Source organism: Minwuia sp. IMCC3060 (assembly GCF_029909435.1).
Lineage (GTDB): Bacteria > Pseudomonadota > Alphaproteobacteria > Minwuiales > Minwuiaceae > Minwuia.
In genome coordinates this window covers 941,735-965,853 of the sequence record NZ_CP123782.1, presented here as the reverse complement: position 1 = coordinate 965,853, position 24,119 = coordinate 941,735, and the positions used below count along the sequence as shown (strand labels likewise).

Genomic DNA, 24,119 nt, shown 5'->3' with positions numbered 1-24,119 from the left:
AAGCCGAGGTCCGACAATGATCACGCCCATGCTGGCCGACTTCCTGAAAGCGCTGCGGGAAGCCGACCTGAAGATCTCGCCTGCCGAAACGCTGGAGGCACACAAGGCCATCGACCTTGTGGGTTTTGGCGACCGGGAACTGCTCAAGGACACGCTGGCCATCACCCTGGCCAAGTCGGAGCTTGAGAAGGAATCCTTCGACGACTGCTTTGAACGGTTCTTCGCCATCCAGGATTTCGATGAGGAGACAGGACCCGCGAACGACGACAACCCCGACGCTGCCGATCGGGAGGAGGCCAGCCCGTCCGACGACTCCCCCGGAGGCGACGGCATGCAGGGTGGCGAAGGCGGGGAAGGCGGCCAGGGCGAAGGCGGCGGCGGTGGCGCGGGCGGTGCCCCGACCACGGCGGAGCCATCCGGTGACCTGACGAGCCTGTCCGAACTCTCACGCATGCTGCTGGAGAACGACCGGGCCGGGCTGGAGACCCGACTGGCGGAAGCGGCAGAGGAATCCGGTGTCCGCGAGATCGTGCTGTTCACGCAGATCGGCCTGTTCACCCGCCGCATCGCCGAGGGGATGGGGCTGGAGGAACTGGACGACGATCTGGCCGACCTGCGCGATGCCGGACTGGCCGGCGATCAGGCTGCGGAGGGTCTGGGTCAGCGCCTGAACCAGGCGCGGGGCCGGATGATGGAGCGGCTGCGCGACTATGTGGAAAAGCAGCTTGCCCTGCAGGCCGCCGGCCAGAGCCGCCGCATCCGGGAGGAAATGCTGCAGAAGATGCGGCTGACCAATGTGGAACGGCGCGACTTCGTGCAGATGCAGGAACTGGTGCGCAAGATGGCGAAGAAGCTGGTGGTGCAGCATTCCCGCCGACGCAAGAAGTCCAACCGGGGCCAGCTGGATGTGCGCCGGACCCTGCGCCACAACCAGGCCTATGACGGCCTGATCATGGAACCCAAGTGGCGGCGGACGAAGATCGACCGGCCGGATGTGCATGTGCTGTGCGACGTTTCCGGTTCGGTCGCCAATGTCTCCCGCTTCCTGCTGATGTTCCTCTATTCGCTGCAGGAGGTACTGCCGAAGGTCCGTGCCTATGCCTTCGCGGGGGAGCTGCGGGAAGTCACCCGCCTGTTCGAGACACGCGGCATCGAGGAGGCCGTGACGACGGTACTGGAGGATTTCGCCTACATGTCCACGGACTACGGGCGCTCCCTGCTCGATTTCCGCGACATCGCGCTGGCCGACGTGGACTATCGCAGCACGGTCATCATCCTGGGCGACGCGCGCACCAACTACGGCGAGCCGCGTGCCGAAATCGTCCGCACGATCTATGAACGCTCGAAGCGCCTGATCTGGCTGAACCCGGAGGGACGGCTGCAATGGGGTACCGGCGATTCCGAGATGCCGCGCTACGCCGCCAGTTGCCACCAGGTGGAGGTCTGCAATTCACTCCGCCACCTGGAACGCATCGTCGACCGGGTGCTGCGCGCGGCGATGTAGCGGCGGCGCCCTGCCCTCAGTCCCCGCCGGCAAGCGCCTGTGAAATATCAGCCTTCAGGTCTTCCGGATTCTCCAGCCCGACCGACAGGCGCAACATGCCTTCGCTGATGCCGATCCGGGCGCGGTCCTCCGCGGAAATGGCGCGGTGCGTCGTGGTGGTCGGGTGGGTCACCAGGCTCTTGGAATCGCCAAGGTTGTTGGAGATGTCGATGATCCGCAGACGGTCCATGAAGCGGAACGCGCCCTGCTTGCCGCCAGCGATCTCCAGCGTGATCAGGGTGCCGCCAGCAGTCATCTGACGTTCGCGCAGTTCCCGCTGCGGGAAATCATCCGCACCGGGCCAGATCACCCGTGAAACACCGGGCTGAGCCGACAGGTGCGCCGCCACCTTCGCTGCATTTCCGCACATGCGCTCCACGCGGAGCGTCAGCGTCTCCAGCCCCTTCAGCAGCACCCAGGCATTGAACGGACTGAGGGCCGGGCCGGTATGGCGCAGGAACGGCATCAGGGAATTGTCGACGAAATCCCTGCTGCCGAGCACGGCGCCACCCAGCACGCGTCCCTGCCCGTCGATGTGCTTGGTCGCCGAATAGACGACGATATCGACACCATGGTCCATCGGGCGCTGCAGCACAGGGGTGGCAAACACGTTGTCCACCACCACCCGCGCGCCGGCCGCATGGGCCAGATCGGACACGGCACGCAGGTCGATCAGGTCGAGCGTGGGATTGGCCGGTGTCTCCAGAAAGACCACCGCCGCGCCGGGTTTCAGCGCGTCGGCCCATGCGTCGAGGTCCGTCCCCTCCACCAGCACACTCTCGATTCCGAAGCGCGGCAGGATCTGGGTCAGGATGTGGTGACAGCTGCCGAACAGGGCGCGGGAAGCCACCACTCGGTCACCTGTCTTCAGCTGCGACATCAGAGCGGCGAAGACCGCGGACATGCCGGAGCCGGTGGCGAAGCAGGCCTCCGCCCCCTCCATCAGCCGCATCCGTTCCTCGAACATCGCGACGGTGGGATTGCCGTAGCGGGAATAGACGAAGCCGTCCTGTTCCCCCTTGAAGCGCGCCTCCGCATCCGCCGCCGTCTCGTAGACGAAGCCGGAGTTCAGGAACAGCGCCTCACTCGTCTCGCCGTTGGCCGAGCGGTCCAGACCGCCCCGCACCAGCCGGGTCTCCAGCTCCCACTGCGCCGCCGCATCGGCGACGTCTCGTGTCACTGCTGCCTCCAGGGCAGTCCCGCATGCTTCCAGCCGCCGACATTGCCGCGATGGCCATCACTGTCCGCATTCCCCTCGAAGCCTTCCAGAATGTTGTAGCAGGCCTGGAAACCAGCGGCCGTCAGCGCCTTCGCGGCAGCCTTCGAGCGCACACCCGAGCGACAGAGCAGGTAGACCGGCTGGTCCTTCGACACACCCTTCGCCTCGACGGCGGCAACGAAGCCTTCGTTGACCTTCATCTCCGGATAGGCCTGCCATTCGACGAACAGCGCTTCCTTCGACACCGGCGCCAGATCCGGCACGCCGACAAACTGCCACTCCGGCACGGTGCGCACATCCACCAGAACCGCTCCCGGCTCAGTCTTCAACGCGGCGTAGGTGTCCGCCGGGCTGCGATCGCCCGCATATCCTTCAGTCATATCCTTGATGCCCCTCAGATACCGTCACCTGCGACACCTTCATGGATGCCGCATTCTGTCTTGTCCTGTCCCCGCCAGCGCCCGGATCTGGGATCCTCGCCCGGCCTGACCCTGTCGGTGCATGGCATACAGCCAACGGAAAGAAAACCGTCAGCTTCCAGCGGATGACGCGGCAAATTGTGATGCCTGAACCAGTCATTGATCCGCTCGGGTGTGAAGCGGGCCAGCGGATTGAACTTCACACGCCCGCCGACAGCCTCCACCGCAGGCAGGTAGCGCCGGGTTTCCGCCTGATAGGCCTTGCGGCCCGTGATCCAGGCGTCGAAGCCGTTCAGGGCGCGCTCCAGCGGCTCCACCTTCCGGATGTGACAGCACAGGTTCGTGTCGCGGTCGAACAGCATCTGGTCCGCATCAAGCTGCTTCACACGACGCGGATCGGGCGCGACCGTGCGCACGTCCATCAGCCCCAGACGCGATGCGAGCTGGTCGCGATAGCGCAGGGTCTCACCGAACAGCCTGCGCGTATCGACGAAGGTGACCGTGATCGACGGATCGACCTCCGCCACCATATGCAGCAGAACCGCTGCTTCGGTCCCGAAGGAGGACACCAGCGTCAGCCTGTCACCGAACGCGTCCCGCGCCGCGGCGATCAGGTCCATCCCCTGCATTTCGCCACAGGTCCGATTCAGCTCGAACGCGCGGTTCGAGGAACGGATCAGCCGTTCGATATCGGGAAAGGGCTGGCGGGTCTGAAGCGACATGTCGGCGGCTCCTCAGGAGGCGATGGCCGAAGCCGCCACCAGATGGCGGCGGCGATAGGCCGGGACGCGATCATCGGCGGCGGGTTGATAGACGGTGGAGAACCGCCGTGCATTGCGCAGCCAGCTCTCGACATTGGTGTCGTCCGGCACTTCCACGGCATCGACGCCGCAGCGCAGCAGATACAGGTACTGGTCGGCGATCACCGGCCCACGGGCGCGGATTTCCCCATCGAAGCCGAAGCGTTCGCGGATCAGGCGCGCCTGGGAGAAGGCCCGCCCATCCACCATCGACGGAAAGGTCAGGACGATGGCCGCGATGCGGTCATCGTCATCCGCCAGCAGGTCCGGATCGGCGTCGTTCGGCAGGATGACACCCACCGCACTCTTGCCGCGCAGGGTATCGCGCTCCGCCAGCCAGAGGTCCAGCGGGACAAGCACGCCGCCGGGTTTCAGGGCATCGGTCAGGGTGTCGACGGTGGTCCAGCGGTCCTGGATCAGTCGCCCGTTCTTAAGCAGTGCCATAGAGAGCCTCCTTGAAAGGGGTCTGGCCGAGGCGGTTCAGGGTTGCGATGAAGCTCTCGCCGTCCTGGCGCACCGACAGATAGGTTTCGATGATGGTTTCGATGGCATCGACGATCGCGTCGGAGGCGAAGCCGGGACCAATGATCCTGCCGATTGCCGCATTCTCGTCGGCCTGACCGCCCAGGGTGATCTGGTAGAATTCCTCACCCTTCTTGTCGACGCCGAGGATGCCGATATTGCCGACGTGGTGATGCCCGCAGGCATTGATGCAGCCGGAGATGTTCAGGCTGATCGAGCCAATGTCATGCAGCCGCTCCAGATCGGCGAACCGCTCCGAAATCTGCTGCGCCACGGGGATGGAGCGCGCAGTGGCGAGGCTGCAGTAGTCCATGCCCGGGCAGGCGATGATGTCGCCCAGCGTGCCGATGTTCGGGGCATCCAGTTCCACCGACCCCAGCGCCAGCCAGAGGTCGTAGAGGTCGTCCTGGCGGACATGCGGCAGCACCAGGTTCTGCTCATGCGCCACCCGCACCTCGCCGAACGACCAGCGGTCGGCATATTCGGCAACGGCATCCATCTGCTCCGCCGTCGCGTCGCCCGGAATGCCGCCTGCGGGCTTCAGGGAGATGTTGGCGATGGCATATCCCGCCACCTTGTGGCGGCGGACATTGCTGGCCACCCAGCGGGCGAAGCCGCGATCCTCGAACTTGCGCGCCTCGAAGGCGGTGGAGACTGCATCCAGCACCTCGAAGGCAGGCGGTGTGAAGGCTTTGCGGATACGGCTGATCTCCTGCGCCGGCAGTGCCAGAGCGCCATCGCGGATATCCGCCCATTCCGCCTCGACCGCATCGCGATAGGCGTCGGCACCGATCTCGTGCACCAGGATCTTGATGCGTGCCTTGTACTTGTTGTCGCGCCGACCGAAGCGGTTGTAGACCCGCAGCATGGCCTCCAGATAGCTCAGCAGGTCGGCGGCCAGCAGGAATTCGCGGATCTTCTTCGCGATCATCGGCGTGCGCCCCAGACCGCCACCGGCCCAGATCTCGAAGCCGACTTCCCCGTCCGCGCCCTGCACCAGCACGATGCCGATGTCGTGTACCTTGATCGCGGCGCGGTCACTGACGGCACCGGTCACCGCGATCTTGAACTTGCGCGGCAGGAAGGTGAATTCCGGGTGGAACGTGGACCACTGGCGGATGATCTCGCACCAGATGCGCGGATCTTCCAGCTCGTCCGCTGCTGCCCCCGCGAACTGGTCGGCTGTGGTGTTGCGGATGCAGTTGCCGGAGGTCTGGATGGCATGCATCTCGACCTCGGCCAGCTCGGCCAGGATGTCCGGCGTCTCTTCCAGCTTCGGCCAGTTGAACTGGATGTTCTGGCGGGTGGTGAAATGGCCGTAGCCGCGATCATAGACCCGCGCGATCCGCGCCAGCTTCCGCATCTGGGTGCTGGACAGTACACCGTAGGGCACCGCGACACGCAGCATGTAGGCGTGCAGTTGCAGATACAGGCCGTTCATCAGGCGCAGGGGCCGGAACTGCTCCTCCGTCAGTTCGCCGGAAATGCGGCGACTGACCTGGTCCCGGAATTCCTCGACCCGTTCATTCACCAGGCCGCGATCAAGCTCGTCATAGACATACATGTCTGTTTCTCCCGCTCGCTGCGCTCAGGCAGCCTGATATCCAAGGTCGGTACGAACCGATGGTCCACGCGTCCGCAGGGTTTCGCGATATTTCACCGGGTGGAGGCTGCCATCCGCCTGCCGTTCCACCGTGATCTCGTAGGGACCGACCACGAGACCCGCGTCCGCTTCCGCCCGCGCCAGCAGCGCCGCCGTCTCGTCCCTGCTCTCCGATACGACCGCATCCCCGATCCGCGCCGACCAGCCGTCTGTCGTCAGAAAGATCACCAGACCGTCGCCGAGCCGGTTCGCCGTGATGATTTCGAGTGCCATTGCGTGAATCTCCAGTGTCTCAGAGTGCCAGCGCCAGGCGGTCCTGAACCGCCGCGGCGTCAATTGTCTCGCCGGTCACCTCGCCGATGATCAGCAGTGCCGGGGTCACCACCGCCTCCCGCTCCACCAGATCGGGCAGCTGGTCCAGCCGACCGCGCAGCACGCGCTGGGTCGGCAGGGTCCCGTTCTCGATCACCGCCACGGGGGTTCCCGGATCGCGGCCATGCGCGATCAGTTCGCGGGCGGAGGTGCGGGCCGTATCGATGCCCATGTAGATGGCGAGTGTATGGTTCGCCTGTCCCAGCGCCCGCCAGTCCAGATCCGGTCTGCCGTCCTTGCCCTGACCGGACAGGAAGGTCACCGCGCTGGCCTTGCCGCGATGGGTCAGCGGGAAGCCTGCGGAGGCGGCACAACCGGCTGCCGCGGTGATGCCGGGCACCACCTCGACCTCGATGCCGTGCGCGCGCAGATGCGCGACCTCTTCCCCACCGCGCCCGAAGACGAAGGGGTCGCCCCCCTTCAGGCGCACGACCAGATGCCCGGCCGCCGCTTCCGCGACCAGAATGTCGTTGATCTGTTGCTGGGTGCGATGGTGGTGACCACGAGACTTGCCGACATAGACCAGCCGGGCGTCACGGCGCGCGAGGTCCAGAACCCCCTCCCCCACCAGCTTGTCATGCACGATCACGTCTGCCTGCTTGAGCAGCCGGTGCGCCTTCAGTGTCAGCAGTTCGGGGTCGCCCGGTCCTGCGCCAACGAGGGCCACCCGACCGACCGGATCCGTGACTTCGCCCTGATTGACCAGTGCGAGCATGTCCTGCCGGGCGGAACCTGCATTGCCATCCAGCACCTTGCGGGCGACCGGACCGGACAGGAAACCCTCCCAGAATTTGCGGCGCGCCTTCGGTGTATGGCGGATGGCTGCCACCGCGCTGCGAAAACTGTCCATGAAGCCTGCCAGCGCACCGAGCTGTGCCGGCAAGGCCGCCTCCACCGCACCGCGCACCTGGCGGGCAAGCACAGGTGCCGCGCCGCCACTCGATATGGCAACGGTCACCGGGTCACGGTCGACGATCGCAGGCATGGTGAAATCGGACAGGGCCGGACGGTCAACGACATTCACCGTCACGTGCGCCGCACGGGCGGCGGCGGCGACACGGGCATCCTCGGCCTCGTCCTCCGTGGCGACGATCGCCACCGCGATGCCGGTCAGGTGAGACGCATCGAATTCGGTCTCGATCAGGGTGACCTGGTTGCCATCGACAAGGTCGCGCACGCAGTCATCTGCGTCACGCGACACAACGCGAACGTTCGAATGCGCCGCAATCAGCAGCCGCAGCTTTGCCGCCGCCGCGTCGCCGCCGCCAACCAGCAGGGCCTTGCGATCCCTGAGTTTCAGGAAGATCGGAAACGCCTGCATGGTCAGGCCCCTCCCCGTACAGGATGGAGCCGGCACCACTGCATGGCATCGAACGTGACTGAATTTCCTGGGATCATTGTCCCGAACTCCGTGCCTCGAAAGGGCCCACGGAGTTCGCTCCGTGGCGCTTTAGCATTTGGTAACGCGGGTGCAAGCTGCCCGATCAAATTCCGCGGGCCCGTCGGATCGGTGGGCCAGTCCGTGGCGGTCAGCGCATTCCCATCAGGTGATGCTGTAAGACCGGAATATTTACGTGCCGTTGTTCGCATGAGAATGATTTCATCCTCATGACACGTAAGTCAATATAAATATCTTCCTTTCACGGTATATATTTTATATTACATTTTTTGACTGTCTAATCCAGCGTTTGAGCTCATGCATCTCCGTTGCACCGGCAAAGCTGAAGCCCAGCAGGACCTTGTCGATCACGCCGTCAGTGAGCAGCGGAAAGCCGACGATCCGGATACTGCCGAACGAGACATTGTTGCCGAAGTAGGGAAGCTCGATCGAGCCCGGCTTCAGGTCCGTGGCAATTGCCGTCAGGAAATCCCAGAACGGCGATCCCTTGCCCGTGCCCGGCCCTTCGGTCACATCCTGACCGGTTGGGTCATAGGACAATTGCTGCACGACCTTGGTTCCGACGAGACGGAAACGGAAGCCGTCTCCGTCCATCGCGACATCAATCAATGCGATATGCGCCAGCAGCCGTCTGATCTCGGCAGGATCGATATCCTGCCGCGACGGAAGCCGCCCGTCCTGGCACTTGCTTCGCCAGTAGGCCTCCAAGAGACTGAGAATATCGTCCGACATTGATCTCCCCCTTTACGCAAACGCAACTTGCAAGGGCAAGGGCAAGGGAAATGCCAGAATTGGATGATTGTTAATCTCCTGTTAGGGGTGTGACGCCGGTCACATGCCAACAGGCGATCCCTGTCAGGTGGTGTGCTGATTCAGACGCTGAACCCACCGTGAGACGCGGGCGCGGTTCACCCCGAAATCCCGATATCCGAAGCGCGCGCGGGAATATACGGCCAGTGTGGAACGGTCGGAATCGACTGGCAGGATCTGGCAATCGATAATGTCCGGAAATCGGAATACCTTTGACCTTGCAACAAGTTTCACGGCCAGGGTCTCTTCCGAAACTTCCTTGATGCTGACCCGCTCCTCACCTTCCGCAATGTCCAGCAGACGACGCATCAGATCAGCAGCGGGCACGTCAAAGACCGGACTTTCCGCATGCGGGATCGCCGCCTGACACAGACCCTCGGGTGCCATCAGGAACTGGTTCGGCTTGCGACCGAGCTTCAGCGTCGGGAAGTCCATTTCAGCGTCTCCTGAGTCTCATTCCGATACGTCGTTCACAAATTCTGTCTCAATCAGGACGCGCACGGTCTCTGCGGTCAATACACGTTCTGCCCGACTGTAGGGAACCGGCTTTCCAATGCCCCAGACCGGGCCTGGCCAAGCGGCGTCGCCGATCTGACGGGCAATCACATGGACGTGCATCTGGGGCACCATGTTGCCCAGAGTGGCGATGTTGGTCTTGTCGCACGGACCAACCCCGGTCAGCGCCCGCGCCACCCCTGCAGCTTCCTCGACCAGCAGCGCGCGATCCGGGGCATCCAGATCGAACAGTTCCCGTGCCCCGGCCCGCCGCGGGATCAGAAGCACCCATGGCCAGCGGCTGTCGTCCACCAGCCGCACCGCACAGAGCGGCAGGTCCATGACCTCGACACTGTCGGCAAGCAGACGCGGATCGACCTCGAACCCAGCCATCCGCCGGGCCTACTCGGCCGCTTCGGCGACAGGCGCTTCGGGCACCCAGCGCAGAACCGGCTTCCGGGCTGCCAGCGTCTCGTCCAGGCGCCGACGCGGGGTCATGACAGGTGCCGCCTTGAAGTAAGCCGTTTCCTCACCGGCCCTTGCCTGTTCGACCAGACCACGCATGACGCCGATGAAACTGTCCAGGGTCTCCCGCGTTTCGGTTTCCGTCGGTTCGATCAGCATCGCGCCATGGACGATCAGCGGGAAATAGACCGTCATCGGGTGATAGCCCTCGTCGATCAGCGCCTTTGCCAGATCCATGGTCTCGACACCGGTACCGTCCAGACCGCGATCCGACACCAGTACCTCGTGCATGCAGGGCCCGGGGTAAGCCGGCGGCAGCAGGTCCTTCAGCTTCTCCATGACATAATTGGCATTCAGCACGGCATCCTCGGCAACCTGCTTCAGGCCATCCCGGCCATGGCTCTGCATGTAGGCCAGCGCCCGTACGAACATGCCGAACTGGCCATGGAAGCCCTTCATGCGTCCGACGCGGGGACCGTCTTCCTGCTCGACCAGTTCGTAGCGGCCGTCGCGCTGTACCACCTTCGGCAGCGGCGCATAGGGTGCCAGCGCCTCGGAGAACACCACCGGCCCCGAACCCGGACCACCACCGCCATGCGGCGTGGAGAAGGTCTTGTGCAGGTTGATGTGCATCGCATCGATGCCCAGGTCGCCGGGCCGCACCTTGCCGACGATGGCGTTGAAGTTGGCCCCGTCACAATAGAAGTAGCCGCCGACACCGTGGATCAGCTCGGCGATCCGGATGATGTCACGTTCGAACAGGCCGCAGGTATTGGGATTGGTCAGCATCAGCCCAGCCACATCCGGACCCAGCTTGGCCTCGAACGCCGCCATGTCGACACGCCCGTCTGCGGTGGCCGGGATGCTGTCGACCTCATAGCCGCAGATCGCCGCCGTGGCCGGATTGGTGCCATGGGCGGATTCGGGCACCAGCACCCGCTTCCGCGGCTCGCCGCGCGCCTCATGCGCCGCGCGGATCGCCATCATGCCGCACATCTCCCCCTGCGCACCGGCGCCCGGGGTCATGGCGACGGTTGCCATGCCGGTCAGTTCGGTGAGCCAGTGCGCCAGCTCCGACATCAGGCGCAGCACGCCCTGGGTGGTCGACGTCGGCTGCATCGGATGCACGTCACCGATACCCGGCAGGCGGGCCAGCCGCTCGTTCAGACGCGGATTGTGCTTCATGGTGCAGGATCCGAGCGGATAGAGACCGTAGTCGATGGCGTAGTTCATGCGGCTGAGGCGCACGAAGTGGCGCACCACCTGCGGCTCCGCCAGGCCTGGCAGGCCGATGCCACCCTGTCGCCGCAGGCTGCCCAGCCGGTCCGGTGCATCCGGCGCGGCGGGCAGGTCCACCCCGGTCCGTCCCGGCGCATCCTGTTCGAAACTCAGTGGCTCATCACGGTCCAGACCGCGCGCGCCGGAGATGGTCGTGCGTTCGATGTTCATGCCGAAATCTCCTGCAATGCGCCGACAAGCCTGTCGATATCGGCCTCCGACACCGTTTCCGTGGCCGCCAGAATCAGGACATTCTCCAGACTTGGCTCCCCCGGAAACAGACGCGACGCCGGGACACCGCCCAGGATGCCGAGCGCCGCCAGTGCCTCCACGACCGGCGCGGCGGGCCGCCCGATGTCGAGCGCGAATTCGTTGAAGAAATGCTCTGTCAGCAGTTTCACGTCCGGCAGGGCGGTCAGCCGCTCCGCCAGCAGGGATGCCGTGCGGTGATTGACCTCCGCCAGCCCGGTCATCCCGGCTTCGCCCAGCAGGGTGACATGGATGCAGAACGCCAGCGCACAGAGCCCCGCATTGGTGCAGATGTTGCTGGTCGCCTTCTCGCGCCGGATATGCTGTTCCCGCGCGTTCAGCGTCAGCACATAGCCGCGCTTGCCGTCGGCATCGAGCGTTTCACCGGCCAGACGGCCAGGCATCTGGCGCACATACTTCTGGCGGCAGGCAAACAGGCCCACATGCGGCCCGCCGAACGACAGCGGCACGCCGAGGCTCTGCCCCTCTGCGGTCACGATGTCAGCCCCCATGGCACCCGGCGGCGTCACCAGGCCGAGCGAGACGACCTCCGTCACCGCCACAACCAGCAGGGCACCCTGCGCGTGACAGGCCTCGGCCAGATCGGTGAGGTCCTTGAACTCTCCGAACACGTCCGGGTTCTGGACAACGACACAGGCCGTGTCCTTGTCGATGGCATCCGCCAGGCCGCCCTGCCCCCCGATGACCGGATCGCGGACCTCCAGGTCGTAGGGCGTGAAACGCAACAGGGTCTCGGTCGTCTCCCGGTAGTGCGGATGCAGCCGGCCGGAGATGATCGACTTCTTGCGCTTGGTGATCCGGTGCGCCATCAGCACCGCTTCCGATGTTGCCGTCGCGCCGTCGTACATGGAGGCATTGGCCACATCCATGCCGGTCAGCAGCGCCACCTGGGTCTGGAACTCGAACAGGTACTGCAGGGTCCCCTGGCTGATCTCCGGCTGATAGGGGGTGTAGGAGGTCAGGAACTCCGACCGCTGGATCAGATGGTCCACGGTCGCCGGTACATGGTGGTGATAGGCCCCGGCGCCGATGAAGCACGGCGCACTGGCCGGACTCAGGTTCTCCCGCGCGAAGCCCTGGAAATGCCGCTCCACCGCCATCTCGCCCTGATGATCGGGCAGGCTGTCGATGGGGGCATTCAGAACCGCGGCAGGTACGTCGCGGAACAGTTCGTCAATACTGCCGACACCGATGGCCGACAGCATCGCGGCCCGGTCGTCGGGCGTCTGCGGGAGATAGCGCATCAGTCCAGCGCCTCCACGAAAGCGGCATAGGCTTCGGCGTCCATCAGTCCGTCGAGGTCGGACATGTTCGACAGCTTCATGCGATAGAACCAGCCATCACTCTCGGCGCTCTCGTTCACCAAGGCCGGATTGTCGTCCAGCGCATCGTTCCGTGCCGTGACCTCACCCGACGCGGGGGCGTAGACCTCACTGGCGGCCTTGACCGACTCGATGACGGCAGCCTCCGCCCCCTTCTCCACCTGCTGGCCGACGTCCGGCAGATCGACATAGACGACATCGCCAAGCTGGTCCTGCGCGTAGTCACTGATCCCGATCGTGGCCTCCCCCCCGGAGACTTCGATCCATTCGTGATCCTTGGTGTACTTGCGATCTGACATTGATGCCCTCCTGCGCGGCATGTGACGGGGTAAGGTTCCTGTCGGGTTTCAGCGTTTGTAATTGTGGGGTGAGAACGGCAGCGTCGCGACCTGCAGCGGCAGGGACTTGCCGCGCTGCTCCGCGAACAGTGCCGTCCCGGGTTCGGCCAGCCGGGTCTCGACATAGCCCATGGCGACGGGTCCGCCGACACTGGGACCGAAGCCACCGGACGTGATGGCACCGACGTTCGCGCCATCGGCGTCGAGAATGGCAGCGCCCTCGCGAATGGGGGCACGACCTTCGGGTTTCAGCCCGACCCGGCGACGCGACGGGCCTTCGGCCAGCTCGCGCAGGATGCGCGCACCGCCCGGAAAGTCACCGGCCTCGCGACGCCGCTTCTGCATCGCCCATTGCAGGTTGGCCTCCACCGGGGACGTGGTCGTGTCGATGTCGTGGCCATAGAGGCACAGCCCGGCCTCCAGCCTGAGCGAGTCGCGGGCGCCGAGGCCGATGGGCTTCACCCGCGCATCCGCCAGCAGTGCCTCCGCCAGCGCCACCGCCCTGCCCTCGGGAACGGAGATCTCGCAACCATCCTCCCCGGTGTAACCGGAACGGGAAATCCAGAGGTCGGCCACGTCCCAGTCGAAACTGCCTGATGTCATGAAGGTCAGTTCGGCAACACCCGGCACCAGCGCGTCCAGCACGGCGACGGCGTCAGGCCCCTGCAGGGCCAGCAAGGCCCGCTCCGGCATCGGCACCACGGCAACGCCCGTCGGCATCGAGGCAGTGAGATGGGCGATATCGGCGTCCTTGCAGGCCGCATTGACGACCAGCAGCAGGTCATCTTCGCGTCGCGTGATCATCAGATCGTCGAGGATGCCACCGTCATCGTTCAGAAACAGGCTGTAGCGCTGCTTGCCCGGCTTCAGTTCCCTGACATTGCTGGGGATCAGACGTTCCAGCGCCACATCGGCACCTTCGCCCACCAGCCGCACCTGGCCCATGTGGGAGACATCGAACAGCCCGGCGGCGGTGCGCGTGTGGGTATGCTCCGCCATGATGCCATCGAACTGTACCGGCATGTCATACCGGGCAAACGGCACCATGCGCCCGCCAAGCGCGCGATGCAGGTCGTTGAGCGGGGTCTTCAGGATCGTCTGGTCGGTATCGCTGTCGGCACTCATCGCTGGCTCCCTCGGACTCAGGTTCGCGCCACGCCAGGACCCGGCAGGGTCATGGTCGGCACGCCCCCTCTGTCGTGGGACCTGAGAGACTGGACCGGCACGGCTGCCGCCGGTCGTACCCCTTCGGTGAGAACAGATCCGCAGACCTGCTCCGCTTTCCAGAGTGCCGTCACCCAACGGTCCGTTTGCCTGAGAGTTTCCGGGGCGGTTGCTCCTTCGGCGTCCGTCCCGCATCCGTCACCGGATACCGGACTGATCTCTCCCGCTGGGTTCAATCGGACGCCGTCAATGTACGGGCCAGAAGGAATCGACACAACAGCAAAGCCCGCCCCGGACCCGATCCCGCACAGATTGCCCTTGCGTAAACCCGGCGGCGGCGGGACGATTGAAAAAAGAAATAAGCAAAGAAACCTGCACGGGAGACGGAAGATGGCAGACGCACGGCCCCGGGGCCCTCGCAACGTGGCATTGATCGGACCCTACCTCAGCGGCAAGACGTCCCTGCTGGAAAGCCTGCTGCATGTCACCGGTGCCATCGACCGCAAGGGCACGGTCAGGGACGGCAACACCGTTGGCGACAGCGCACCGGAGGCCCGCGCGCGGCAGATGGGGGTCGAGTGCAATGCGGCGACGACCCGGTATCTGGATGAGGAAATCACCTTCATCGACTGTCCCGGCTCCATCGAATTCGTGCAGGAGGCCGCGCATGCCCTGATCGGTGTCGATGCCGCCGTTGTCGTCTGCGAGGCGGACCCGGCCAGGGCCACGACCCTGCTGCCCTGGCTGAAACTGCTGGATGACCTGGGTATTCCGCGCTTCATCTTCGTGAACAAGGTGGACCGGGCAACCGGCGAGGTTCAGCCCGTCATCGAGGCCCTGCAGGCCATCTCCGACAAGCCGCTGATCCTGCGTCACCTGCCGCTGACCCGCGACGAGACGGTCGTCGGCTATGTCGATCTGGCCCAGAACCGGACCTATCTCTACCGCGAGGGCGCACCCTCCGAACAGGTGGATGCGAGCGCCGACCAGATCGAACTGCAGGGTGAAGCCCGTTTTGCCATGCTGGAACAGCTCGCGGATTTCGATGATCACCTGATGGAGGAACTGCTGGAGGATATCGAGCCGGAGAAGGCCGAGGTCTTTCGGGATCTGACCGAGAACCTGCAGGAAGGCCGCATCGTTTCCGTGCTGCTGGGTGCGGCGGAACACGACAATGGCGTGCGCCGCCTGCTGAAGGCGATCCGCCATGAGGTGCCCGACCATCGGGCCGCCGCCCTGCGCGCCGGCGCGGATCCGGATGCACCGGAAGCCGTCGCGCAGGTCCTGAAGACCTGGCAGACCCAGCATGGAGGAAAATTGTCGCTGGCCCGGATCTGGTCCGGCACGGTGAAGGAAGGCGACACACTGAGTGGTGAGCGGGTGGGCAGCCTGTCACGAACCGTCGGCATGACCACGACCCGCGCCGACAGTGTTTCCGCAGGCCAGATCGCCGTCTTCGGTCGGATGGAGGCCGTGGCGACAGGGGATGTGCTGGCATCCGGCAGCGCACCGGAACTGCGCAAGGCCCCCGCCTTTCCGGCGGTGTTCGCGACCGCGATCGCGGTCGCCAACCGCAATGACGAGGTGAAGCTGTCGGGCGCACTCGCCCGATTGCAGGAGGAGGATCCGGGCCTGACGGTCGATCATGATCCGGACACGCATCAGATGCTGCTCTGGGGACAGGGCGACATGCATCTGAAGGTGGCGGTGGACCGTCTGCAGGGCCGCTATGGCATCGCCGTGGAGACCGCGCCGCCCGCCGTGCCCTATCGGGAGACGATCCGGAAACCGGTGACGCAGCAGGCAAGGCATCGCAAGCAGTCCGGCGGCCACGGCCAGTTCGGCGATGTGACGCTGGACATTCGCCCCCTGCCCCGCGGATCGGGCTTTCACTTCGATGACAGCATCAGCGGCGGCGTGGTGCCGAAGCAGTACATCCCGGCGGTCGAGTCCGGCGTGACCGAGTTCCTGAAACGCGGCCCGCTGGGCTTCCCCGTGGTCGATATCGCCGTGACCCTGACCGACGGCAAGCATCATCAGGTCGACAGCTCCGAGATGGCCTTCAAGACCGCAGGGCGCGCGGCCATGGCGGAGGGCCTGCCCGCCTGTGATCCGGTATTGCTGGAACCGGTCATGCAGGTGGAGATCATGGTGCCGAGCCATCATACGGCGGCCATCAACAACATGGTCAGCGCCCGGCGGGGCCAGTTGCTGGGTTATGACGCGCGTCCCGGCTGGCCCGGCTGGGATCAGGTCTCCGCCCACATGCCGCAGGCGGAAATGTCGGACCTGATCGTCGAAATACGCTCCTTGACCCAGGGTGTCGGCACCTTCACGTTTCATTTCGACCGCCTGCAGGAACTCTCCGGCAGGGCGGCGGAACAGGCAATCGGAGCTGGGTGATGACGACACGGGCGGTGCGAGCGGCGGAAATCCTGATGCAGGCGCGTACCGGTCGCACACGAATTCCGGTGCTGCCCCCCGATGCCATGCCGGACGATATCGCGGAGGCCTACGCGGTCCAGCCCGCCGTCCGCAAGGCGATCTCCGCCAATGGCGGCGGTCGTCAGATCGGCTGGAAGATCGGGTGCACCAACGAGACCGCGCAGCGCCAGATCGGGGTTCACGAACCCTTCTTCGGCGGCATCTTCGAGAACACGTCGAAGCCGTCTCCGGCGACGTTCAGCACCGACGACTTCTTCATGACGGTGATCGAGGCGGAGGTCGGTTTCCTGATGGGTGAGGACCTGCCGGCGGCGGCGGCACCCTATGATCCGGGTTCGGTGGGGGACGCGGTGGCGGCGGCCTTCCCGGCGATCGAGATCGTTGACAGCCGCTTCCAGGACTGGACCACCATCGGCCCGCTGCAGATCATTGCCGACAATGGCAGTCATGGAGCCTGGGTGCACGGCGCGCCGGTCAGCAACTGGCAGGACATCGACCTGGCCGAACTGGCCGTGAACCTCTACGCCGACGGCGAGCTGGTGCGGGAGGGTCAGGGCATCAATGTCATGGATCATCCGTTGAATGCACTGACCTGGCTGGCCAACGTCCGCGCCGTCTATGCGCGTGACGGGCTGAAGGCGGGCGACCGGGTCTCCACCGGCACGACCATCGTCGTCTATGACGCGCACAAGGGGCAGCACCTGAAGGCGGACTTCGGCCCCCTCGGCAGTATCGAGTTGACGCTCGAATAACGTTCGCTTGATTTGCGGATCACGCCGCGAGTTGCCTTATTGGTTGCATATCCAATTCCGCAGGAGATCAGGCATGCTCATTCGCAACAGACGTGGCTGGGAGCTTCCCGAAAGCGCCGCAACGCCGGAGAGCGTGTTCCTCAATCGCCGCGCCCTGCTGAAGGGCATGGGCCTTGGTGCCATAGGTCTGTCGGCGCTGGGCCTGTCCGGCCAGGCACAGGCGGAGGACGAACTGATCCCCACCGCGGACATGTATCCGGCGGCACCGAACCTGCGGTACCGGGTGGAGCGCGACATCACCGACGAAGACGTCAACCTGACCTACAACAACTTCTACGAATTCGGCTCGCACAAGCGGATCTACCGCGACGCGCAGGATCTGAAGGTGCGTCCGTGGACCGTCACCATCGACGGCATGGTGAAGGAGGCCAAGACCTGGGACGTTGACGCGCTGATCCGCCGTCTGGGGGTGGAGGAGCGGGTCTACCGTCACCGTTGTGTCGAGGCCTGGTCGATGGTCGCGCCCTGGAGCGGCTTTCCGCTGCAGAAGCTGGTCGACCTGGCCGAGCCGACCGGCAATGCCCGCTATGTCCGCTTCGAGACCTTCCTGGACAAGGAAATCGCCAGTGGCCAGCGCCAGCGCTGGTATCCGTGGCCCTATGTCGAGGCAGTGACCCTGGCGGAGGCCCGCAACGAACTGCCGTTCCTGGTGACAGGGGCCTACGGCAAGCCGCTGCCGAAGCAGATGGGCGCGCCGCTGCGTCTGGCCCTGCCCTGGAAATACGGCTTCAAGTCCATCAAGTCGATTGTCCGCATCACCTTCACCGATGAACAGCCGACAAGTTTCTGGGAAGAGATCAATGCGCGGGAATACGGCTTCTGGGCCAATGTGAACCCGAAGGTCAAACACCCCCGCTGGAGCCAGGCCACCGAAGAGGTGATCGGAACCGGTGGCAAGCGTGTGCCGACCCAGTTGTTCAACGGCTATGGCGAGTTCGTCGCCGACCTCTACAAGGGCATGGAAGACCAGCGCGCCCTCTACATGTAGGCGTCTTCTGCCGCCGTCGGCATCAGCCCGCGTTGTCGGGAAAGATGATGCTGACGGTGGTTCCCTTGCCAAAGGCGCTCGCCAGTTCGAGGCGCCCGCCGTGCAGTTCGGCCAGCTGCTTGGTCAGGGGCAACCCGAGTCCGGTGCCGGGTGTCACATCGACGTCCCCGGCGCGGCCAAAGGGTTCCAGCACCTTGGCAAGTTCATCTTCCCGGATGCCGCAACCGCTGTCCTGAACCGAGATGAAGGTCTCGCCTGAACCGGTCCTGCCGAATTCCAGAGAGATCGTGTCGCCCCTGTCGGTGAACTTGATGGCATTCGACATGAGGTTCATGACCATCTGCCGCAAGGCCCGCCGGTCCGCACGGAGACTACCGGGATCACCCGGCACCAGACGGAAATCGCGTTCGTCGAGCCGGTCACGGAACAGCTCCACCAGTCCCTGCATCTCGGCTTCCAGTTCGATCGGCTCGGGCTTGATATCCATCTTGTTGGCTTCTACCCGCGAGATGTCGAGGACATCGTTCACCAGACTGAGCAGATGTTCGCCACTCGCCGCGATGTCACTGACATAGCCCAGGTAGCGCTCATTCTGCATCGGACCGAGAAGCTCACCCTTCATGACGGTCGAGAAACCGATGATCGCATTCAGCGGCGTGCGCAATTCGTGGCTCATGTTGGCGACGAACGCGGACTTGGCGCGGCTCGCTTCCTCCGCGTGCCGCAGTGCTTCGATGGTCTGTTCGCGCGCTTCCTCCATCTCCGTGATGTCGCGGCCAACGCCGCGATAGCCATTGAAGGTGCCATCCGGCCCGAAGACCGGCGCGGACGAGATCTCCACGAAGCGTCGGGCGCCGCGGGATCCGACTGGCGTGTGGATCCGCTCGACCGGTTTCCGTTCGTCCCAGAGCTCCCGCATCCGCGTCCAGGCAAGGGCAGCCTGCTGATCAAGATGCGGATCGTCTGCCCTGACGATTTCGAACCAGTTGTGTCCCACAATGGTCTCGCGACTGACCCCGAACAATTCCTCATAGCGTTCGGAAACATAGGTGACGCACATGTCCGCATCGATCTCGAAGTACCAGTCGGACGCCAGCTCGGCAAAGGCGCGAAAGCGTTCCTCGCTCTCCTCGTGGCGGGCCAGCGCTTCCCTTTGTTCCGTAATGTCGATCAGCACGCTGTCATGGTAGATCACACCGAAGCGGTCCTCGGTGGTCCAGCCTTCCTCGCGAATCCACATATGGTGCCCGCTCTTCGGATCCGTTGCGCCGAATTCAAAGGTGTAGGGTTCAAGCGTCTTCCTGTGCCTGACCATCGTGTCGATGTAGGGCTGGCGGAATTCAGGGTCGAAGGTATGAAACCAGTCCTCGGCCCTGATGCGCTGGAAATTGCCTTCCACGCCACTGCTCAGTCGGCGTGCGCGCCGCCCCCAGACCTGGACCCGGTCACTGCCCTGGCGCCGTCTGCAGAACAGGATGCCATCGACGTTGGACATGTAGGTCTTGAGCTGTTCCTCACGCCGCTTGACGTCAGAGACATCCCCCATGACATGCAACCGTCCGCCGTTCGGCAGGATGCAGGTGACGGATATTGACCAGAGACCGGACGCGGTCATGTCCACAAGCGGTTTCTGTGGCTTGTCATAGCCATTGAGCAGGTTCTGCCGCACCGTGTCCTCGTTACCCTGTGCGCCCGGGATCATGTCATGCGACAGAATCGTCTCGATCTGCTCCTCGATGGTTCCATTGGGTATGGGAAAGACATCCGAGTCCGGAAAGAATGAATGCATGCCCGGCGACCAGCACTTGGCGCGTCTGTCAGGGCCGAAATAGATGATGCCGAGGTTCTCCGCCAAAGCACCGGAAAGCATCTGCGCGATCGCCTTCTCGACGTCGTCGGCTCCCACTTCCTCCACGCATTGCCAGAGCACGGCACCGCCCGGAAGCCGTGACCCGCTGACCGTCCAGCCCGAAACGGCAGCAAGGGCGCGCGGACCGAGATCATCCAGATCTCCCAGCACCCCGATGGCGGTGGCAGCAGCGGGCACGAGACCGTCAAAGGCCTTGCTGGTGGCCACCACTTCCGGTTTTCCGTCGGATGATGCCTGAGTCACGGCAACAGGCACACCGAGGCGAACAAAGGCCTCGATGAGAGTCTGATCCTTCATGCACGGCCCCGAAGGGTCCGGTTGGATAGCGTGCGCATCGCTCATGTATCACCCAAATACCGGCGGACAGCTAACACTTCATGAATGATGGTTGCCGCCCCTTCGCGCATTTCAGGTCATTGGATCTGCGCGGGGGCCTGCGGCACACCGGCCCAGAACTCGGGGTCATGACCGTAGAAGATGCGTGCGCCACGCCTCTGTAGTTCCTTCAGTTTCTGCAGGCTCTGACGCATCTCCTCCGCATCGTGGAGGATCATGGGCAGACGCATTTCCTCCAGTGTGCGGCGCAGATAGCAGGCGTCACCGGTCAGAACCACATCGCCATCGGGCAACCGGACCTTCAGCGACTGATGCCCGGGCGTATGGCCATAGGTCGGGATGCAGACCACGGAACCGTCACCGAAGATGTCATGCTCCCCATCGGGCAGCACCAGGTCATGCCCGTGATCAAAGTCCTGCTTCATGAACCCGATCCTGGCTGCCATGTCGGGATCATTCGCCGCGTCCCATTCCCGGCGCTGAACCACCATCCGGCAGTCAGGCAGGGCGTCATTGCCACCTGCGTGATCGAAATGCAGGTGGGAATTCACCAGATAGTCGATGTCTTCGACACCAATCCCCATCGCGTTCAGCCGCGCGGCGATGTCCGTGTCCTTCTCGAAGGTGATTCCATAGTAGGTCGCGATCTTCCCCAACCGGGCGAACGGGTCGGTCTGGACCTGAAGATTCAGACCACTGTCGAACAGCACCCGTCCCTTGGGATGCTCGATCAGATAGCAGGGAACAGGTACACGAATTCGCCCTTCCGCCCCTGCCAGCATCGCCTTCAGGCTCATCTCGAGCCAGCCGCAGGTCATCGCATACAGACGGATCGTCATGTCACCCTCCCCGGTGGTCATGCGCCAGCAACCGCGTCAGATAGCTGCCGTAGTCGTTGCCTTTCATGGCTTCAGCCAGCCTACGCAGGGCTTCGTCTCCTATCCAGCCCCTTCGCCAGGCGATTTCTTCCGGTGCCGAGATCTTCAGTCCCTGGCGCTTCTCCACCGCATGAATGAACTCGGTGGCCTCCAGAAGGCTGACAGGGGTGCCGGTATCCAGCCAGGCAAAGCCACGTCCCAGGGTCTCGACACGCAGCTTGCCGCGCTGGAGGTAGTGCCGGTTCACGTCCGTGATCTCCAGTTCGCCACGCCCCGAGGGCACAATGGACCGGGCCACGTCGGCAGCATGGCTGTCGTAGAAATAGAGTCCCGTGACCGCGAAGGAGGACGGCGGATCCTTCGGCTTCTCGACAATGTCGATGGCGCGCCGGTCCGCATCGAAGCTGACCACGCCATATCGTTCCGGATCCACGACCTGATAGGCAAAGACCACCGCCCCGTCCTCGAACAGGGCTGCTTCGCGCAACATGCCGGAGAAGCCCCGGCCATAGAAGATGTTGTCGCCCAGAACCAGGGCGCAGCGATCCCCCGCCACGAAATCCTCGGCGATGATCAGGGCCTCTGCGATCCCCCTTGGCGCCGACTGTTCCGCGTAGGTGATGCTCAGTCCCCAGTCCCGGCCATCACCCAGCAACTGCTCGAACCGCGGCAGATCCTCCGGTGTCGAGATCAGCAGGATCTCCCGGATATCGGCCAGCATCAGCGTCGCCAGCGGATAATAGATCATCGGCTTGTCATAGACCGGCAGCAACTGCTTCGACACGACCCTGGTCATCGGGTGCAGTCTTGTTCCGGCACCTCCGGCCAGCACGATTCCCTTCATGACACATCTCCCCCGGTTTCCACTGGTGCTTCCCCCAGCTCGCGCAAGAGTCGAGCCAGATGGATCGTCCAGTCAGGCTGTTCGATACCGAAGGCGGCGCGAATGCGACCGCAGTCGAGTACCGAATTGGCCGGACGCGGGGCCGGGCGCGGAAAGGCATCCGTGGTACAGGGCTCGATCTCGAGCTCTGGGTAGTGGGACAGGATCGCGCGCGCGAAGCCGTGCCAGCTCACCGTCGGCGCGCCCGCGAAATGATATGTCCCCCAGGGCACGATATCGGAACGCCGGGCGTGCTCACTGATGTCCAGGCAAGCGTCGGCGATGGCATCGGCCGGTGTGGGGCCGCCGATCTGGTCATCGACAACTCTCAGCGGTGTCTGACCGGAGGCGGCCAGTCGCAGCATGGTCTTGACGAAATTGCTACCCATCGCACCGAATACCCAGGATGTCCGCAGGATGACGTGCTTGCCCCAGGCGTCGAAGACCGCCTTCTCCCCCGCAAGCTTGCTGCGTCCATAGACGGTTGCCGGGACGACGGGATCATCCTCCCGGTAGGCTCCGGTCTTGCTGCCGTCAAAGACATAGTCTGTGGACAGATGGATCAGGGGCACGGAAGCCAGTGCACAGGAAAGGGCGACATTGCCGGCCCCTTCGCCGTTGATGGCCATGGCACGCTCCGGCTCCGCCTCCGCCTGGTCGACCGCCGTATGGGCCGCGCAATTGATGACGATCGAGGGACGGATGTCCGCGACCGTCCTGCGCACCGCATCCGCAACCGTGATATCAAGCTCGTCGTGCTTCAGGCCAATGACGCTCTGGCCGCGGGCCATGGCTCGCCAGCGCAGGGCCGCGCCGACCTGACCACCGGCACCGAGGATCAGGATGCTCACGACTGTCCGCCCAGCCTGCCCCGGTCGTGTACCCGCGCCAGCCAGTCGCGCCGGTCCATGTACCAGCGGATCGTGTCCTCCAGGCCGGCGTCAAACGTCATCCTTGGTTTCCAGCCGATCTCCTGCTCCATCCGCGACGGGTCGATGGCATAGCGCTGGTCGTGGCCCGGCCTGTCCTTGACCCGCGTCACCAGGCCGATATGCGGCACATGCGGGGAGTCCGGGACCAGCGCATCGAGCCGCGCGCAGAGATGGCGCACCACATCCAGGTTCTGCTGCTCCCCCCGCGCGCCGACCAGATAGGTCTCCCCCGTGCGCCCGCGCGCCAGGACCGCCAGCAGGGCGGCCACATGATCATCCACGTGAATCCAGTCCCGCACATTGTCGCCCTTGCCGTAGACCGGCAGGGGGCGACCATCCAGCGCATTCAGGATCATCAGGGGGATCAGCTTCTCCGGGAACTGGAACGGCCCGTAGTTGTTGCCGCAATTGGTCACCAGCACCGGCAGGCCATAGGTGACACCGAACGCCCGGACCAGATGGTCGGACCCGGCCTTCGATGCGGCATAGGGGGAGTTCGGGCTGTAGGCATCGCCTTCCCGGAACCAGGCACCGTCGGCCAGGCTGCCATAGACCTCGTCCGTCGATACATGCAGGAAGCGGAAGCTCTCCCGCCGGTCATCGGGCAGGTCGCGCCAGTAGCCCAGGGCCGCCTCCAGCATCACGCCGGTCCCGGTCACGTTGGTGCGGATGAAGGCGGAGGGACCGTCGATCGACCGGTCCACATGACTTTCGGCAGCAAGATGCATCACTGCATCGGGCCGGAACTCCGCGAAGGCCGCTACCATCGCAGGCATGTCGCAGATATCCGCCTGCAGAAAGCGGTAGTTCGCCGCCGCAGCCACATCCTCGACGTTCTCGGGCCGTCCGGCGTAGGTCAGGCAGTCGACATTGAGCACGTCGACACCATCCGGCACCAGCCGCCGGACAAGCGCCGAACCGATGAAACCACACCCGCCGGTAACCAGGATACGCAT

The 24,119-nt window shown here is 64.4% G+C and carries 23 protein-coding genes and 1 riboswitch; of the genes, 4 read left to right on the top strand and 19 right to left on the bottom strand.

Annotation, left to right across the window (positions count from 1 at the left end):
- The first annotated feature begins 16 nt into the window (after positions 1-16).
- Positions 17-1,504, top strand: coding sequence for a VWA domain-containing protein (locus QGV54_RS04505; RefSeq protein ID WP_281018041.1), 1,488 nt, complete (start codon positions 17-19; stop codon positions 1,502-1,504).
- 16 nt (positions 1,505-1,520) lie between these two features.
- Here the strand turns inward: QGV54_RS04505 and metZ are convergent, their stop codons facing one another.
- From metZ to gcvT, 14 genes are all read right to left on the bottom strand, one after another.
- A complete protein-coding gene (metZ, locus tag QGV54_RS04500) occupies positions 1,521-2,723 on the bottom strand; it encodes an O-succinylhomoserine sulfhydrylase (RefSeq protein WP_281018043.1) in 1,203 nt (400 codons plus the stop codon).
- Entirely contained in the window at positions 2,720-3,142 is a 423-nt protein-coding gene (locus QGV54_RS04495; protein ID WP_281018044.1) for a rhodanese-like domain-containing protein, read from the bottom strand. The genes metZ and QGV54_RS04495 overlap by 4 nt, the downstream gene beginning before the upstream one ends.
- A 14-nt stretch (positions 3,143-3,156) precedes the next feature.
- Entirely contained in the window at positions 3,157-3,903 is a 747-nt protein-coding gene (locus QGV54_RS04490; RefSeq protein WP_281018045.1) for a phosphoadenylyl-sulfate reductase, read from the bottom strand.
- 12 nt (positions 3,904-3,915) lie between these two features.
- A complete protein-coding gene (locus QGV54_RS04485) occupies positions 3,916-4,425 on the bottom strand; it encodes a DUF934 domain-containing protein (RefSeq protein ID WP_281018046.1) in 510 nt (169 codons plus the stop codon).
- On the bottom strand, positions 4,412-6,067 hold the full coding sequence (locus QGV54_RS04480; protein WP_281018047.1) for a nitrite/sulfite reductase: 1,656 nt from the start codon (positions 6,065-6,067) through the stop codon (positions 4,412-4,414). Before QGV54_RS04480 ends, QGV54_RS04485 begins: the two co-directional genes overlap by 14 nt.
- A gap of 24 nt (positions 6,068-6,091) precedes the next feature.
- Complete coding sequence (locus tag QGV54_RS04475) at positions 6,092-6,379, bottom strand: DUF2849 domain-containing protein (protein ID WP_281018048.1); 288 nt, start codon at positions 6,377-6,379, stop codon at positions 6,092-6,094.
- A gap of 19 nt (positions 6,380-6,398) precedes the next feature.
- Entirely contained in the window at positions 6,399-7,799 is a 1,401-nt protein-coding gene (gene cysG / locus QGV54_RS04470; RefSeq protein WP_281020069.1) for a siroheme synthase CysG, read from the bottom strand.
- A gap of 333 nt (positions 7,800-8,132) precedes the next feature.
- On the bottom strand, positions 8,133-8,609 hold the full coding sequence (locus QGV54_RS04465; RefSeq protein WP_281018050.1) for a PAS domain-containing protein: 477 nt from the start codon (positions 8,607-8,609) through the stop codon (positions 8,133-8,135).
- Positions 8,610-8,732: 123 nt separating this feature from the next.
- Positions 8,733-9,122 carry a DUF1499 domain-containing protein gene (locus QGV54_RS04460; protein WP_281018051.1) on the bottom strand — a complete coding sequence of 130 codons (390 nt, stop codon included), beginning with the start codon at positions 9,120-9,122 and terminating at the stop codon, positions 8,733-8,735.
- Between the two features lie 18 nt (positions 9,123-9,140).
- Complete coding sequence (locus tag QGV54_RS04455) at positions 9,141-9,575, bottom strand: HIT family protein (protein WP_281018052.1); 435 nt, start codon at positions 9,573-9,575, stop codon at positions 9,141-9,143.
- Between the two features lie 9 nt (positions 9,576-9,584).
- Positions 9,585-11,096: an aminomethyl-transferring glycine dehydrogenase subunit GcvPB gene (gene gcvPB / locus QGV54_RS04450; protein ID WP_281018053.1), complete on the bottom strand. Its 1,512-nt coding sequence runs from the start codon at positions 11,094-11,096 to the stop codon at positions 9,585-9,587.
- Positions 11,093-12,439: an aminomethyl-transferring glycine dehydrogenase subunit GcvPA gene (gcvPA, locus tag QGV54_RS04445; RefSeq protein ID WP_281018054.1), complete on the bottom strand. Its 1,347-nt coding sequence runs from the start codon at positions 12,437-12,439 to the stop codon at positions 11,093-11,095. Before gcvPA ends, gcvPB begins: the two co-directional genes overlap by 4 nt.
- On the bottom strand, positions 12,439-12,816 hold the full coding sequence (gene gcvH, locus QGV54_RS04440) for a glycine cleavage system protein GcvH (RefSeq protein ID WP_281018055.1): 378 nt from the start codon (positions 12,814-12,816) through the stop codon (positions 12,439-12,441). The genes gcvPA and gcvH overlap by 1 nt, the downstream gene beginning before the upstream one ends.
- A gap of 48 nt (positions 12,817-12,864) precedes the next feature.
- Complete coding sequence (gene gcvT, locus QGV54_RS04435; RefSeq protein WP_281018056.1) at positions 12,865-13,980, bottom strand: glycine cleavage system aminomethyltransferase GcvT; 1,116 nt, start codon at positions 13,978-13,980, stop codon at positions 12,865-12,867.
- 167 nt (positions 13,981-14,147) lie between these two features.
- Positions 14,148-14,255: riboswitch (glycine riboswitch) on the bottom strand.
- A 154-nt stretch (positions 14,256-14,409) separates the two neighbouring features.
- Between gcvT and QGV54_RS04430 the strand changes: the two genes are divergently transcribed.
- From QGV54_RS04430 to msrP, 3 genes are all read left to right on the top strand, one after another.
- Positions 14,410-16,422 (top strand): elongation factor G, encoded by a 2,013-nt coding sequence (locus QGV54_RS04430; protein ID WP_281018057.1) that lies wholly within the window; start codon positions 14,410-14,412, stop codon positions 16,420-16,422.
- Entirely contained in the window at positions 16,422-17,216 is a 795-nt protein-coding gene (locus QGV54_RS04425; protein ID WP_281018058.1) for a fumarylacetoacetate hydrolase family protein, read from the top strand. Before QGV54_RS04430 ends, QGV54_RS04425 begins: the two co-directional genes overlap by 1 nt.
- A 73-nt stretch (positions 17,217-17,289) precedes the next feature.
- Positions 17,290-18,264 carry a protein-methionine-sulfoxide reductase catalytic subunit MsrP gene (gene msrP, locus QGV54_RS04420; protein ID WP_281018059.1) on the top strand — a complete coding sequence of 325 codons (975 nt, stop codon included), beginning with the start codon at positions 17,290-17,292 and terminating at the stop codon, positions 18,262-18,264.
- A gap of 22 nt (positions 18,265-18,286) precedes the next feature.
- Here msrP and QGV54_RS04415 read toward each other — a convergent pair whose 3' ends face one another.
- The 5 genes from QGV54_RS04415 to rfbB all read right to left on the bottom strand — a co-directional run bounded on the left by QGV54_RS04415 (position 18,287) and on the right by rfbB (position 24,119).
- Positions 18,287-20,431 (bottom strand): PAS domain-containing sensor histidine kinase, encoded by a 2,145-nt coding sequence (locus QGV54_RS04415; RefSeq protein ID WP_281018060.1) that lies wholly within the window; start codon positions 20,429-20,431, stop codon positions 18,287-18,289.
- Positions 20,432-20,547: 116 nt separating this feature from the next.
- On the bottom strand, positions 20,548-21,309 hold the full coding sequence (locus QGV54_RS04410; protein WP_281018061.1) for an N-acyl homoserine lactonase family protein: 762 nt from the start codon (positions 21,307-21,309) through the stop codon (positions 20,548-20,550).
- A 1-nt stretch (position 21,310) separates the two neighbouring features.
- Positions 21,311-22,192: a glucose-1-phosphate thymidylyltransferase RfbA gene (gene rfbA / locus QGV54_RS04405; RefSeq protein WP_281018062.1), complete on the bottom strand. Its 882-nt coding sequence runs from the start codon at positions 22,190-22,192 to the stop codon at positions 21,311-21,313.
- Positions 22,189-23,082, bottom strand: a complete 894-nt coding sequence (gene rfbD, locus QGV54_RS04400) for a dTDP-4-dehydrorhamnose reductase (protein ID WP_281018063.1) — start codon at positions 23,080-23,082, stop codon at positions 22,189-22,191. Before rfbD ends, rfbA begins: the two co-directional genes overlap by 4 nt.
- On the bottom strand, positions 23,079-24,119 hold the full coding sequence (rfbB, locus tag QGV54_RS04395) for a dTDP-glucose 4,6-dehydratase (protein ID WP_281018064.1): 1,041 nt from the start codon (positions 24,117-24,119) through the stop codon (positions 23,079-23,081). The genes rfbD and rfbB overlap by 4 nt, the downstream gene beginning before the upstream one ends.